At 65.3% G+C, this 14,401-nt stretch carries 12 protein-coding genes; 9 read left to right on the top strand and 3 right to left on the bottom strand.

The features are described 5' to 3' along the window. Nucleotides 1-19: 19 nt before the first annotated feature. The 9 genes from pepP to gcvP all read left to right on the top strand — a co-directional run bounded on the left by pepP (nucleotide 20) and on the right by gcvP (nucleotide 11,821). On the top strand, nucleotides 20-1,354 hold the full coding sequence (gene pepP / locus NJG22_RS05010; RefSeq protein WP_253093054.1) for a Xaa-Pro aminopeptidase: 1,335 nt from the start codon (nucleotides 20-22) through the stop codon (nucleotides 1,352-1,354). Next, the gene (ubiH, locus tag NJG22_RS05015) at nucleotides 1,351-2,550 is read left to right on the top strand and encodes a 2-octaprenyl-6-methoxyphenyl hydroxylase (protein WP_253093060.1); all 1,200 of its coding nucleotides are present in this window, start codon (nucleotides 1,351-1,353) and stop codon (nucleotides 2,548-2,550) included. The genes pepP and ubiH overlap by 4 nt, the downstream gene beginning before the upstream one ends. Next, nucleotides 2,547-3,029 carry a DUF4442 domain-containing protein gene (locus NJG22_RS05020; RefSeq protein ID WP_217851209.1) on the top strand — a complete coding sequence of 161 codons (483 nt, stop codon included), beginning with the start codon at nucleotides 2,547-2,549 and terminating at the stop codon, nucleotides 3,027-3,029. Before ubiH ends, NJG22_RS05020 begins: the two co-directional genes overlap by 4 nt. A 3-nt stretch (nucleotides 3,030-3,032) precedes the next feature. Beyond that, nucleotides 3,033-4,256, top strand: coding sequence for a 2-octaprenyl-3-methyl-6-methoxy-1,4-benzoquinol hydroxylase (locus NJG22_RS05025; protein WP_217851207.1), 1,224 nt, complete (start codon nucleotides 3,033-3,035; stop codon nucleotides 4,254-4,256). Nucleotides 4,257-4,399: 143 nt separating this feature from the next. Continuing rightward, entirely contained in the window at nucleotides 4,400-5,401 is a 1,002-nt protein-coding gene (locus tag NJG22_RS05030; RefSeq protein ID WP_253093061.1) for an extracellular solute-binding protein, read from the top strand. Nucleotides 5,402-5,524: 123 nt separating this feature from the next. Further along, a complete protein-coding gene (locus tag NJG22_RS05035; protein ID WP_253093062.1) occupies nucleotides 5,525-7,147 on the top strand; it encodes an iron ABC transporter permease in 1,623 nt (540 codons plus the stop codon). 124 nt (nucleotides 7,148-7,271) lie between these two features. After that, the gene (gene gcvT / locus NJG22_RS05040) at nucleotides 7,272-8,354 is read left to right on the top strand and encodes a glycine cleavage system aminomethyltransferase GcvT (RefSeq protein WP_253093063.1); all 1,083 of its coding nucleotides are present in this window, start codon (nucleotides 7,272-7,274) and stop codon (nucleotides 8,352-8,354) included. A 49-nt stretch (nucleotides 8,355-8,403) separates the two neighbouring features. Beyond that, nucleotides 8,404-8,787 (top strand): glycine cleavage system protein GcvH, encoded by a 384-nt coding sequence (gcvH, locus tag NJG22_RS05045; RefSeq protein WP_253093064.1) that lies wholly within the window; start codon nucleotides 8,404-8,406, stop codon nucleotides 8,785-8,787. A gap of 160 nt (nucleotides 8,788-8,947) precedes the next feature. Further along, the gene (gene gcvP / locus NJG22_RS05050) at nucleotides 8,948-11,821 is read left to right on the top strand and encodes an aminomethyl-transferring glycine dehydrogenase (protein ID WP_253093065.1); all 2,874 of its coding nucleotides are present in this window, start codon (nucleotides 8,948-8,950) and stop codon (nucleotides 11,819-11,821) included. Between the two features lie 99 nt (nucleotides 11,822-11,920). Here the strand turns inward: gcvP and NJG22_RS05055 are convergent, their stop codons facing one another. From NJG22_RS05055 to NJG22_RS05065, 3 genes are all read right to left on the bottom strand, one after another. Further along, entirely contained in the window at nucleotides 11,921-12,322 is a 402-nt protein-coding gene (locus tag NJG22_RS05055) for a hypothetical protein (protein ID WP_253093066.1), read from the bottom strand. A 7-nt stretch (nucleotides 12,323-12,329) separates the two neighbouring features. Beyond that, the gene (locus tag NJG22_RS05060) at nucleotides 12,330-13,736 is read right to left on the bottom strand and encodes a PAAR domain-containing protein (RefSeq protein ID WP_253093067.1); all 1,407 of its coding nucleotides are present in this window, start codon (nucleotides 13,734-13,736) and stop codon (nucleotides 12,330-12,332) included. A gap of 330 nt (nucleotides 13,737-14,066) precedes the next feature. Beyond that, complete coding sequence (locus tag NJG22_RS05065) at nucleotides 14,067-14,381, bottom strand: DUF2388 domain-containing protein (protein ID WP_253093068.1); 315 nt, start codon at nucleotides 14,379-14,381, stop codon at nucleotides 14,067-14,069. Nucleotides 14,382-14,401: the final 20 nt, after the last annotated feature.

Genomic DNA, 14,401 nt, shown 5'->3' on the forward strand with positions numbered 1-14,401 from the left:
TGAACGGGGTCGTTTGCCCATGAGCCACATACCCAAGGCGGAGTACGCCCGTCGGCGCAAGGCGCTGATGGCGCAGATGGTCCCCAACAGCATCGCCATCCTGCCCGCCGCCGCGGTCGCCATCCGCAACCGCGACGTCGAGCACGTCTACCGCCAGGACAGCGATTTCCAGTACCTGAGCGGCTTCCCCGAGCCCGAGGCAGTGATCGCCCTGATCCCCGGTCGCGAGCACGGCGAGTACGTGCTGTTCTGCCGTGAACGCAACCCCGAGCGCGAGCAATGGGACGGCCTGCGTGCCGGCCAGGAAGGCGCGGTGCGCGACTTCGGTGCCGATGACGCCTTCCCCATCACCGACATCGACGAGATCCTCCCCGGCCTGATCGAAGGCCGTGAGCGGGTCTACAGCAACATGGGCAGCAACCCCGAGTTCGACCGCCGGCTGATGGACTGGATCAACGTGATCCGCTCCAAGGCGCGCCTGGGCGCGCAGCCGCCGAACGAGTTCGTTGCCCTGGATCATCTGCTGCACGACATGCGCCTGTATAAATCGGCGGCGGAAGTGAAGGTGATGCGCGAAGCCGCGGCTATTTCTGCCGGCGCCCACGTGCGGGCCATGCAGGCCTGCCGCGCCGGGCTGCACGAATACAGCCTGGAAGCCGAGCTGGACTACGCGTTCCGCAAGGGCGGGGCGAAGATGCCGGCCTACGGCTCGATCGTCGCCGCCGGGCGCAATGGCTGCATCCTGCATTACCAGCAGAACGACGCGCCGCTCAAGGACGGCGACCTGGTGCTGATCGACGCCGGTTGCGAGATCGACTGCTACGCCAGCGACATCACCCGCACCTTCCCGGTCAGCGGACGCTTCTCGCCGGAGCAGAAAGCCATCTACGAGCTGGTGCTCGCCGCCCAGGCCGCCGCGTTCGCCGAGATCGCGCCGGGCAAGCACTGGAACCACGCCCACGAGGCCACCGTGCGGGTGATCACCGCCGGCCTGGTGGAGCTGGGGCTGCTCAAGGGCGAGGTGCAGGCGCTGATCGACAGCGAGGCCTACCGTGCCTTCTACATGCACCGCGCCGGGCACTGGCTGGGCATGGACGTGCACGATGTCGGCGAATACAAGGTCGGCGGCCAGTGGCGCGTGCTCGAGCCGGGCATGGCGCTGACCGTGGAACCGGGCATCTACATTGGCGCCGACAACACCCGCGTGGCGAAGAAGTGGCGCGGTATCGGCGTAAGGATCGAGGACGACGTGGTAGTGACCAGACAAGGCTGTGAAATCCTCACTTCAGGCGTGCCGCGCACGGTGGCCGAAATCGAGGCGCTGATGCTGGCCGCCCGCAAGGACGCCGCATGAACCGGGTCAACCTGGCGATCATCGGCGGTGGCTTGGTCGGTGCCAGCCTGGCCCTCACGTTGCAGGCAGCGGCCAAGGCCCGTGGCTGGAAGATTCTGCTGATCGAGCCGTTCGCCCCGGGCGACAGTTTCCAGCCCAGCTACGACGCCCGTTCTTCGGCGCTGTCCTACGGTACCCGGCAGATCTATGAGCAGCTGGGCCTGTGGCAGACCATCAGCCGCCGCGCCGAGCCGATCCGGCAGATCCAGGTGTCCGACCGCGGCCGCTTCGGTGCCGCCCGCCTGGACGCCCAGGAAGAAGGCGTGCCGGCGTTGGGCTATGTGGTCGAGAACGCCTGGCTTGGCCAGTGCCTGTGGCAGGCGATCGACAACCAGGTCATCAGCTGGCGCTGCCCGGCCGAGGTCAAGGCGCTGCAGGCCATTGCCGGTGGCTACCGCCTGCAACTGGACGACGACACCTCGTTGGAATGCGACCTGGCGGTGCTGGCCGACGGCGGCCGCTCCGGCCTGCGCGAGCAGTTGGGCATCCATGTGCGGCGCACGCCCTACGACCAGAGCGCGCTGATCGCCAACATCACCCCCGGCGAGGCCCATGCCGGGCAAGCCTTCGAGCGTTTCACCGAGCAAGGCCCGATGGCTTTGCTGCCGCTGCCGGAGAACCGCTGCGCGCTGGTCTGGACCCGTCAGGGCATGGACGCCAAGCGCTTGGCCGAGCTGGACGAGCGCAGCTTCCTGGGCGAGCTGCAGGACGCCTTCGGTTACCGCCTGGGTGCCTTGCGCCAGGTCGGCGCGCGGCACCTCTACCCGCTGGCGCTGGTCGAGGCCGAGGAGCAGGTGCGCCCGCACCTGGTGGTGCTCGGCAACGCCGCCCACAGCCTTCACCCGATCGCCGGGCAGGGCTTCAACCTGTCGCTGCGCGACGTGCAGTCGTTGGCCGAGGCACTGTTGGCGGGCCCGCAGCAACCTGGCGACCTGGCCATCTTGCAGGCCTATCACCAGCGCCAGCGCCTCGACCAGGCCCTGACCATCGGCTTTTCCGATCAGGTCACCCGCCTGTTCGGCAGCCAGCAGCCGCTGCTGGCCACGGGGCGTAACCTCGGCTTGCTCGGCCTGGACCTGCTGCCACCGGCCAAGCGTTGGTTCGCCCGCCAGGCCATGGGCCTGGGCACCCGCCCCGACCCGCGAGGCCGGGCATGAGCGATTCGCGCCGGCTCGCGCGCCGGGCCCGCCTGTTGCGCTGGCTGCTGAACCTCTATCCGCCTTACCTGGGCGCCGGCATCCATATCCAGGAAATCAGCCCGGACATGCGCAGCGTCAAGGTGCGCATGAAACTGACGCGGTGGAATCGCAACTACGTCGGCACCCAGTTCGGCGGCAGCCTGTATGCCATGGTCGACCCGTTCTACATGCTGCTGCTGATCGAGCGGCTGGGGCGCGACTACATCGTCTGGGACAAGGCCGCCAGCATCGATTTCATCGCCCCGGGCAAGGGCCCGGTGTATGCCCAATTCCACGTCGACGACGCGCTGCTGGACGAGATTCGCCAGCAGACCGCCAGCGGCAAGAAGTACCTGCCCCGGTTGCAGGTGGAGATCCGCGACGGTGCCGGCGAGCTGGTGGCGCGGGTCGACAAAACCCTATATGTGCGGCTCAAGCCGCAAGCGAGGCAGGCGTAAGGCATGGAAACGCGCGCAGATCTGTTGATTGTCGGTGCCGGTATGGTCGGCAGCGCCCTGGCGTTGGCCCTGCGTCACAGCGGCCTGGAAGTGGTCCTGCTCGATGGCGGGCCGCTGACGGTCAAGCCCTTTGACCCTGAGGCGCCGTTCGAGCCGCGGGTCAGTGCCCTGTCGGCGGCCAGCCAGCGCATCCTCGAGCGCCTGGGGGCCTGGGAAGGCATCGCCCGGCGGCGGGTGTCGCCGTATTCGGACATGCACGTCTGGGATGGCAGCGGCACCGGTGAGATCCACTTCTCGGCGGCCAGTGTGCATGCCCAGGTGCTGGGCCATATCGTCGAGAACCGGGTGGTCCAGGACGGCCTGCTGGAGCGCCTGCACGACAGCGATGTCGGCTTGCTGCCCAATGCCCGCCTGGAGCAGCTGCGCCGCTCCGGTGACGACTGGCTGCTGACCCTGGCCGACGGCCGCAAGCTGCGCGCGCCGCTGGTGATCGCCGCCGATGGCGCCAACTCGGCGGTGCGGCGTCTGGCCGGTTGCCAGACCCGCGAATGGGATTACCTGCACCACGCCATCGTCACCAGCGTGCGTTGCAGCCAGGCGCACCAGGCCACCGCCTGGCAGCGCTTCACCGATGAAGGCCCGCTGGCGTTCCTGCCGTTGAGCCGCGATGGCGGCCAGGACTGGTGCTCGATCGTCTGGTCGACTACGCCGGAGCAGGCCGAGCAGGCCATGGCGATGGACGATGCGGCGTTCTGCGCGGCGCTCGAGCGGGCCTTCGAAGGGCGCCTGGGCGAGGTGCTCGAGGCCGACCCGCGGGTCTGTGTGCCGCTGCGCCAGCGCCATGCCAAGCGTTACGTGGAGCAAGGGCTGGCGCTGATCGGCGATGCGGCCCACACCATCCACCCCCTGGCGGGGCAAGGCGTCAACCTGGGCTTTCTCGATGCCGCGGTGCTGGCCGAGGAGCTGGTGCGCGCCTGCGAGCGTGGCGAGCGCCTGGCGGATGTGAAGGTGCTGAGCCGCTTCGAGCGCCGGCGCATGCCGCACAACCTGGCGTTGATGGCGGCGATGGAGGGCTTCGAGCGGTTGTTCCAGGCCAACCCGTTGCCGCTGCGTTGGTTGCGCAACAGCGGCTTGAAGCTGGTGGAACAGTTGCCGGAGGCCAAGGCGGTGTTCGTGCGTCAGGCGTTGGGGTTGTCCGGGGACCTGCCGGAGCTGGCCAGGGCCTGAGAGGGTCGGGGTCGCTAGGCGGCCTTGTGTCGCGAAAGGGCTGCGCAGCAGTCCCCGCAACATCTGGTAACTGCTCGGCAGATGAGTCGAAAAATGGGAACCACTACCATTTGCACCTCTAAACTCAGCGAGGAGTACCCCCGATGTTGCCCCGCAAGCCCCTTCTGGCCGCCCTGGCCCTTACTCTGTTCGGCGGTACCGCCCAGGCGGCGGACGAAGTGGTGGTGTATTCCTCGCGCATCGACGAGCTGATCAAGCCGGTGTTCGACGCCTATACCGCCAAGACCGGCGTCAAGATCAAGTTCATCACCGACAAGGAAGCGCCCTTGATGCAGCGCATCAAGGCCGAGGGCCAGAACGGCGTCGCCGACCTGCTGCTCACCGTCGATGCCGGCAACCTCTGGCAGGCCGAGCAGATGGGCATCCTGCAACCGATCAAGTCGACCGTGATCGAGCAGAACATCCCCGCGCAGTACCGCGCCTCGTCCCACGATTGGACCGGCCTGAGCCTGCGCGCGCGGACCATCGCCTACTCCACCGAGCGGGTCAAGCCGCAGGAACTGAGCACCTACGAGGCCCTGGCCGACAAGCATTGGGAAGGCCGGCTGTGCCTGCGCACGGCGAAGAAGGTCTACAACCAGTCGTTGACCGCCACCCTGATCGAGAACCACGGCGAAGCCGAGACCGAAAAACTGATCAAGGGCTGGGTCAACAACCTGTCCACCGACGTGTTCTCCGACGACACCGCGGTACTCCAGGCCATCGCCGCCGGCCAGTGCGACGTGGGCATCGTCAACACCTACTACTACGGCCGCCTGCACAAGGAAAAGCCTGACCTGCCGGTGAAACTGTTCTGGCCCAACCAGGGCGACCGTGGCGTGCACGTCAACCTGTCGGGCATTGGCCTGACCAAGCACGCGCCGCATCCAGAGGCGGCCAAGAAGCTGGTGGAGTGGATGACGGGCGAGCAGGCGCAGAAGCTGTTCGCCGATATCAACCAGGAATTCCCGGCCAACCCGAAGGTCAAGCCTTCCGAGGAAGTGGCGGCGTGGGGTAGCTTCAAGGCCGACAGTATTCCGGTCGAGGTTGCCGGCAAGCGTCAGGCCGAGGCCATCCGCCTGATGGACCGGGCTGGCTGGAACTAAGCGCCCCGCCTTATCCTTGAGCGCTTCATCGCGGGGCAAGCCCGCTCCCACGCCAAGCTGCAAGGCCTGTGTGGGAGCAGGCTTGTCCCGCGATGCTCTTTCACCGTAACCGAGCACCGCGCCTTGCCCCACACTCCCCAACGCCGCTGGTACCTCCCGGTCTCGCTGACCGCCGCCCTGGTCCTGCTGCCGCTGAGCGTCCTGCTGCTGTCCTGGCAGTCGGTCGATACGCAGATCTGGTCGCACCTGCTCGACACCCAGATGAGCCGCCTGCTGGGCAATACCCTCACGCTGGTGCTGGGAGTGGGCATCGGCGTGAGCGTGCTGGGGGTGAGCCTGGCCTGGCTCACCAGCCTGTGTGAGTTCCCGGGCCGGCGTTGGCTCGACTGGGCGTTGATGCTGCCGTTCGCCATCCCGGCTTACGTACTGGCATTCGTCTTCGTCGGCCTGCTGGATTTCGCCGGCCCCGTGCAGAGCGCCTTGCGCGAAGTGTTCGGGCCGATGCGCCTGCCGCGGGTACGCTCCACCGGCGGGGTAATCACGGTGCTGGTGCTGGTGTTCTACCCCTATGTCTACCTGTTGGCGCGCAGCGCCTTCCTGGCCCAGGGCAAGGGCCTGATGGAGGCGGCGCGGGTGCTCGGGCTGTCGCCCTTGCAGGCGTTCTGGCGCGTGGCTCTGCCCATGGCACGGCCAGCCATCGGCGCCGGCATCGCCCTGGCCTTGATGGAAACCCTGGCCGATTTCGGCGCGGTGGCGGTGTTCAACTTCGACACCTTCACCACAGCCATCTACAAGACCTGGTATGGCTTCTTCAGCCTGTCCAGCGCGGCGCAACTGGCCAGCCTGCTGCTGCTGGCGGTGATGCTGGTGCTGTACGGCGAGCGCCGCGCCCGCGGCGCCAGCCGCAGCGGCAATGAGCGCCCACGGGGGCAGGCGCTGTATCGCCTGCATGGGTTCAAGGCCCTGGCCGCCACGGGCTGGTGCCTGTTGGTGTTCGCCTGCGCTTTCGTGATTCCAATGCTGCAACTGCTCGCCTGGTTCTGGCAGCGCGGCCGGCATGACCTGGACGAGCGCTATGTCGGGCTGGTCCTGCACACCCTGTACCTGGGCGCCATGGCGGCGCTGATCACGGTCTGCGTGGCGCTGCTGTTGGCCTTCGCCCGGCGCCAGGCGCCGAGCCGGGGCATTCGCGCCGGGGTCGGCCTGGCCAACCTGGGCTATGCGCTGCCTGGCTCGGTGCTGGCAGTGTCGATCATGCTGGCGTTCAGCTACCTGGACAACCAGCTGGTGATCCCGTTGTCGCAGTGGCTGGGAGGCGCCGGCAAGCCGCTGCTGCTGGGCAGCCTGTCGGCCTTGCTGCTGGCCTACCTGGTGCGCTTCATCGCCGTGGCCTACGGCCCGCTGGAAAGCAGCCTGGAGCGCATCCGCCCGTCGCTGCCGGAGGCTTCGCGCAGCCTCGGGGTCGGCGGCCCACGATTGTTTTTCAAGGTGTATCTGCCGTTGCTGGTGCCCGGCGCCCTCAGCGCCGCGTTGCTGGTGTTCGTCGACGTGCTCAAGGAAATGCCGGCCACCCTGCTGATGCGACCGTTCGGCTGGGACACCCTGGCCGTGCGCGTGTTCGAGATGACCAGCGAGGGTGAATGGGCGCGTGCTTCGCTGCCGGCGCTGACCTTGGTGCTGGTCGGCCTGCTGCCGGTGATCGGCCTGATTCGCCGTTCGGCCCAACGCCCGGGGCAACCGCGCTGAGGGTGCCACACGGCGCCCTTGCGGCTACAATGCGCGGCATTCGCAGCGACGGGTCCTACAAGAACAGGTGATGCTTGAACATTGCCGACCGTTGCCGCCTCGCCACGCCCGGAAGGAGAAACCCATGGGACAGCGTACGCCTCTGTATGACCTGCACCTGGCGCTTGGCGCCAAGACGGTCGATTTCGGCGGATGGGACATGCCCCTGCACTACGGCTCGCAAGTCGAGGAGCACCACCAGGTGCGTAGCGACTGCGGGGTCTTCGATGTCTCCCACATGACCGTCGTCGACATCGACGGCTGTGCCGCCACCCCCTGGCTGCAACACCTGCTGGCCAATGACGTTACGCGTCTGGAAAGCCCCGGCATGGCCCTCTACAGCCCGCTGCTCAACGACCAGGGCGGGGTCATCGACGACCTGATCGCCTACCGCACCGAAGACGGCTACCGCGTGGTGGCCAACGCCGCCACCCGCGACAAGGTGCTGGCCTGGCTGCAGGCGCGCAGCGACGGTTTCAAGGTCAGTTTCACGCATCGCCCGGAGCTGGCGATCCTCGCCATCCAGGGGCCGCATGCCCGGGACAAGGTCGCCGCGCTGGTCAGTGCGCCGCGCGCCGCGCTGATCCGCGAACTGCGCCCGTTCGAAGGCCTCGCCGAAGGTGACTGGTTCATCGGCCGCACCGGCTATACCGGTGAGGATGGCCTGGAAATCATGCTGCCGGCCGAGCAAGCCCCGGCCTTCTTCAACGACCTGGTCGGCGCCGGCATCGCCCCGAGCGGCCTGGGCGCCCGTGACACCCTGCGCCTGGAAGCCGGCATGAACCTGTACGGCCAGGACATCGACGAAGCCCACACCCCGCTGACCTCCAACCTGGGTTGGAGTGTCGCCTGGGAACCGGCGGCCCGCGAATTCATCGGGCGTGCCGGGCTGCTGGCGGAAATCGAGCAGGGCGTGAAGGAAAAACTGGTCGGCCTGGTGCTCGAGGAGCGCGGTGTATTGCGCGCCCACCAGGTGGTCCGTGTATCCGGGATTGGCGAAGGGGAGATCACCAGTGGTAGTTTCTCGCCTACGCTGAGCAAATCCATTGCCCTGGCGCGGGTGCCGATGGCCACCGGCGACCGCGCCGAGGTGGAGATCCGCGGCAAGTGGTACCCGGTGCGGGTGGTCAAGCCGACCTTCGTGCGCCATGGCAAGATCCTGATCTGAATACTTAACGGCGGGCCGACCGCTGACCCATTACGAGGAATACAAGACTATGAGCCAAATCCCCGCCAACCTGCGTTTTGCCGAAAGCCACGAGTGGGCCCGCCTGGAAGCCGACGGCACGGTGACCGTTGGCATCAGCGACCATGCCCAGGAAGCGCTGGGTGACGTGGTGTTCGTCGAGCTGGCCGAAGTCGGCAAGGTGTTCGCGGCTGGCGAGGCTGCCGGTGTGGTGGAGTCGGTGAAGGCTGCTTCGGATATCTATGCCCCGGTCGGCGGTGAGGTGATCGCGGTCAACGAAGAGCTCAGCAATGCGCCGGAGCTTCTGAACGCCGAGCCTTACGATGCCTGGATCTTCAAGCTCAAGCCAAGCGACAAGTCCGAACTGGACAAGCTGCTGGATGCCGCCGGTTACCAAGCCGCCATCGGCGAGTGAGCGTGATTCGCCAGCAAGGCTGGCTCCTACCGGCGATACCCGAGTAGGAGCCAGCCTTGCTGGCGAACAGCGCCCTGCGCAACTTTTCCCCGCACTATCGGCGATACCTTCCTAGACTTGTAAGTCTCCATGAGAACTGGTCCAGGAAGAGAAGATCGCCATGTCCCAGTCGCCATCCCTGCGTCAGCTGCATGAACCCAATGCCTTCCTGCGTCGTCACCTGGGGCCCGATGCCCAGGAGCAGCAAGCCATGCTCGAAGCCCTCGGCGTCGCCAGCCGCAACGAACTGATCGAGCAGACCGTGCCCCCGGGCATCCGCTTCAACCGCCCGCTCGACCTGCCCCCGGCCCTGGACGAACAAGCCGCGCTGGCCAAGCTGGCCGGCTACGCCGCGCAGAACCAGCTGTGGACCAGCCTGATCGGCATGGGCTACCACGCCACCGTCACGCCCACGGTCATCCTGCGCAATGTGCTGGAGAACCCCGGCTGGTACACCGCCTACACCCCCTACCAGCCCGAGATCGCCCAAGGCCGCCTGGAGGCGTTGCTGAACTTCCAGCAGATGGTCATCGACCTCACCGGCCTGGCCCTGGCCAATGCCTCGCTGCTCGACGAAGCCACCGCCGCCGCCGAGGCCATGGCCCTGGCCAAGCGGGTGGCGCGCAACAAGAGCAACGCCTTCTTCGCCGACGCGCATTGCCACCCGCAGACGCTGTCGGTGCTCAAGACCCGCGCCGAAGGGTTCGGCTTCGAGTTGATCGTCGATACTGTGGATAACCTTGCCAGACACTCGGTATTCGGCGCCTTGCTGCAATACCCGGACACCCACGGCGAGGTGCGCGACCTGCGCCCGTTGATCGAGCAACTGCACGCCCAGCAGGCCCTGGCGTGCGTGGCTGCCGACATACTCAGCCTGGTGCTGCTGACCCCACCGGGCGAGTTGGGTGCCGACGTGGTGCTTGGCTCCAGCCAGCGCTTCGGCGTGCCCATGGGCTTCGGTGGCCCGCATGCGGCTTACTTCGCTTGCCGGGACGAGTACAAGCGGGCCATGCCTGGGCGCATCATCGGCGTGTCCCGCGATGCCCGCGGCAACACCGCGCTGCGCATGGCCCTGCAAACCCGCGAACAGCATATTCGCCGCGAGAAGGCCAATTCCAACATCTGCACGGCGCAGGTGCTGCTGGCCAACATCGCCGGCTTCTACGCCGTCTACCACGGGCCTGAGGGCTTGCAGCGCATTGCCCAGCGGGTGCACCGGCTAACCTTCGTCCTGGCCGCCGGGCTCGAGGCCAAGGGCATCAAGCGCCTCAACCAGCACTTCTTCGACACCCTGACCCTGGACGTCGGCGGCACCCAGGCGGCGATCCTGCAAAGCGCCGAGGCCGCGCGCATCAACCTGCGCATCCTCGGTCGTGGCCACCTGGGGGTGAGCCTGGATGAAACCTGCGACGAAGCCACGGTGCTCAAACTGTTCGATATCTTCCTGGGTGTCGACCACGGCCTGGACATCGCCAGCCTCGACCAACAGGCGCTGCCCGAGGGCATCCCCGGCGTGCTGGTGCGACGCTCGGCGATCCTGCAGCACCCGGTGTTCAACCTGCACCACAGCGAAACCGAGATGCTGCGCTACCTCAAGCAACTGGAGAACAAGGACCTGGCGCTCAACCAGTCGATGATTCCACTGGGCTCGTGCACCATGAAACTCAATGCCAGCAGCGAGATGATCCCCATTACCTGGCCCGAGTTCGCCCAGCCCCACCCCTTCGCCCCGGCGGCGCAGGTACAGGGCTACAAGGCGATGATCGACGAGCTGGAAACCTGGTTGTGCGCCATCACCGGCTTCGATGCCATCTGCATGCAGCCCAACTCCGGCGCCCAGGGCGAGTACGCCGGGTTGATGGCGATCACCCGCTATCACCGCAGCCGCCACCAGCCCGGACGCACGATCTGCCTGATCCCGTCGTCGGCCCACGGCACCAACCCGGCCTCCGCGCAGATGGCCGGCATGGACGTGGTGATCGTCGAGTGCGACGAGCAGGGCAACGTCGATCTCGAAGACCTCAAGGCCAAGGCGCGCGAGGCTGGCGAGCGGCTATCGTGCCTGATGGTCACCTACCCCTCGACCCACGGGGTGTACGAGGAGGGCATCCGCGAGATCTGCGAGGTGGTGCACCAGCATGGCGGCCAGGTGTACATGGATGGCGCCAACCTCAATGCCCAGGTGGGGCTGGCGCGGCCGGCGGATATCGGCGCCGACGTGTCGCACATGAACCTGCACAAGACCTTCTGCATCCCCCATGGCGGCGGTGGCCCGGGCATGGGGCCGATCGGTATCCGCGCCCACCTCAAGCCGTTCGTCGCCAGCCACCCGGTGGTGCCGGTGCCGGGGCTCGACCCGAACATCAGCGCGGTCAGCGCCGCGCCCTGGGGCAGCGCGAGCATCCTGCCGATCAGCTGGATGTACATCGCCATGATGGGGCCGCAGCTGGCCGATGCCAGCGAGGTGGCGATCCTCTCGGCCAACTACCTGGCCAGCCAGCTGCGCGACGCGTTCCCGGTGCTCTATCGCGGGCGCAACCAGCGGGTGGCCCATGAATGCATCCTCGACCTGCGCCCGCTCAAGGCGATCACCGGCATCAGCGAGGAAGACGTGGCCAAGCGCCTGATGGACTACGGTTTCCATGCCCCGACCATGTCGTTCCCGGTGCCGGGCACGCTGATGGTCGAGCCCACCGAGAGCGAGTCGAAGGCCGAACTGGACCGTTTCGTCGAGGCGATGCTGGCGATCCGCGCGGAAATCGCCGAGGTGCAGGAGGGCAACTGGCCGGCCGAGGACAACCCGCTCAAGCATGCGCCGCACACGCTGGCCGACGTGCTGACGCCGTGGGCCAGGCCCTATGCGCTCGAGCAGGGCATCGCCCCCAGCGCCCACGCGCGCCAGCACAAGTACTGGCCGGCGGTGAACCGGGTCGACAACGTGTTTGGGGACAGGAATCTGTTCTGCGCGTGCGTGCCGGTGGAGGCGTATCGCTAAAAGGAACTGTGCCTTGCAAATCGGCAGCGAGCCCCCCGGGAGTGCGATCTACTCACCTGAGCGGCTTGCTGCTGGCCGTCGCTCGGTGATTTGTCGTATTTAAGAATAGGCATGATAAGTGATGGCGCATAGCAGTGCGCCGATATCCACAAGGAATGCGCCGATGATAAGCTGATACTTCAGGGGTTTTGGGAAGTTTTCTATTTCTTCTTCTTTTATTTTTCCGCGGCGGATATGCAGTTGCTTTATCGGCCAATGCATTAAGGTTGCGATCTGCCCTGTTATCATTAGTTTTCCCCAAAGTCCAAATGCACACCATATAATGCTTTGAAGCTTTAGCCACTCACTGCTTTTCAAGGCTGAGAGCATGATGTTCAGGTTTTTGGTCCATGCCAGGCGAGCAATGATGAAAAGCCCCGTTAGCATGACCACCCACGGGGTAAGGGCAATGAAAAGTCTCCAGGATTTCGAGGATGACGCCAATTCAACAAGTAGGCTCATGCTGTAGTCACTCCGAATACAGGGATTCAAAAAGGACCTCGCCGGAGCGTTCTCCCGCCGCCATGCCGACCATACTCCCTGCTAAAGTTGTTGCGCCAGTTACGGCTATGACGCAAACGGTCGCACTGACCGGGCCAAAGCTAAGGCACGCAGCCCCTAATACTTGTCTTGCGAAAAAACTGCTAGCCGTACCGCCGGCAAGGCCCCCTGCAAAATTTCCAGACTCAGCGAAACGAATTTTTTTACAGGCTGTCGTTTCGCCGGCTCGGCATGCCTCTTGAATTTTCAAAAGCGATGAAGAACCACCAAGGATAATCCCTACGCTCCCTCCATACTTCAGGTAATTGGACATTTTTACCAAATTGTCCAAGTGCGTCGAGTAACCCGGAATTTGTCCCGGTCCGCCGGCCCTGCTCCAATGATGGACCAGGCTTCTGCTTGATATACCAAGGTCTCTGCGCAAAGAATCATGGCTACCGAGGTCCATATGCTTGTTGAGAAAGGTGATTTTTAACTGTGTATCCAGTTTCTGGAAGAGCTCCTTGCGCGCACTGAAGAACTCCGGGCTTTTCAGGTGGCCGTGCTTCGTGAATTGTTGCTGATGCAAGTGCTCTATACCGCGCAGTGTGCCCTGCAATTCCTCAAGTGATCTGGCCATCATCGTCTGGACAACGCCCATCGATAAGCTTGCATCTGCGAGCAGGCCTGCAATTTCGCTCTGGTGACGCATCATGAAATCCGCCTCCTGGGCGTTCATTTCCGTCAGTGCATCCCGTGCCCTTTGCGCTGCGGCCATCAACTCAGCCTCTTCGCGCGTACAGGCATGTGTAATGTCCGGGTCGCCGATGACGAAAATCTCACCGGCCTTGAAGCCCTGAGCGAAGGTGGGATTCAGCCGTTGCAAGCGGGCGGCTGGCAGCGAACCGCGCACCTCGAACAGTTGCATGAGTAACTGAGGGAATGAGGTGCTGCGTTGCACTATGTGAAACCCGGGTTCAAGTCCGCCGGGGGCGGCCGAAGCCATGGGCGATGTGGCGCGAGCCGAGGCCTGGCGCTGGAGTGGAGCGTTGCTTCGCAAGCTATCGGAGGTGGGCAGGTGTGCCGGACTCGTCAGTGCCGCGACTTGCTGGCTCATCGGAGCCAAGACGTAATTGCTACCGGCTGGGCACCCGCATTGCACGGGTGTGCCATCTACAGCGGTAGGGATACCGTCCTGACGCCAGCGTGACTCGCCAGCGGTGATCGTGCCTTCCTTGCCGCACTGCGGACATGGCGTGGTACGGTCGCCTTCGAGCAGCCAGCGGCGGCCATGGGTAGCACCGCGTGCCTGGGCAGCGATACAGGTGGCACCCGTACTGGTGAGGTCTCCGTCCAGGCCTTGGCCTTTTCCGAGGATGTTCATGCGCTGGCTCATGCTGCTGCTTCCTTGTGAGTGGAAGCCCGGACGCTAGCAGCCTGGAAACTGTCTTTTTGCTGCTCAGGAGAGTTAGAGAAAGGTCCTACGGCATTTGACGATTTGTATGGCGCTACCCTTTGGAAAAGGGGCGGCTTGAAGAGGCATTGGGGTGGTGTATGGGGACCTGAACCTGTTCTGTTCGGGTGTGCCCGCAGAGGCGTATCGCTGAGCTGCTGATCGTTGTGGAAGCGGGTTTATCGGGGCGCCGAACCGCCGCGAAGGCGTCGGTGAATTAACCAAGCATTCGCTGCGATTCGGCGCCCCGATAAACCCGCTCCCAGGCCTCGATTACTCAGCCACGGCATTCTTGGCCAGGATGGCGTTGGCCAGTTCCATGTCGCTGGCCTGGACGCCCGGGTTATCGGTGCGTACCTGGCGGATCGCGGCTTCCAGGAACGGCCCGCGGATCGCGCCTTCACTGGCGACGAAGCTGCCGGCATCGTCCTGGGCGGCGACCATCAGCTTGTGGTCCTTGAAGGTCAGGTAGGTCGAGGCGGTGGTGGCGCCGGAAGAGATGATATTGCGCCAGAACGTGTCGGCCATGGCGGAGCCAATGGGCAGCGAGAACAGGACGGTGGCTGCGATGGCTGTTTTGAAACGCATGATGAATCACCTCGGTGGAT

The sequence above is a fragment of the Pseudomonas sp. VA159-2 genome, from assembly GCF_024126635.1.
In the GTDB taxonomy this organism is placed as follows: Bacteria; Pseudomonadota; Gammaproteobacteria; order Pseudomonadales; family Pseudomonadaceae; genus Aquipseudomonas; species Aquipseudomonas muyukensis.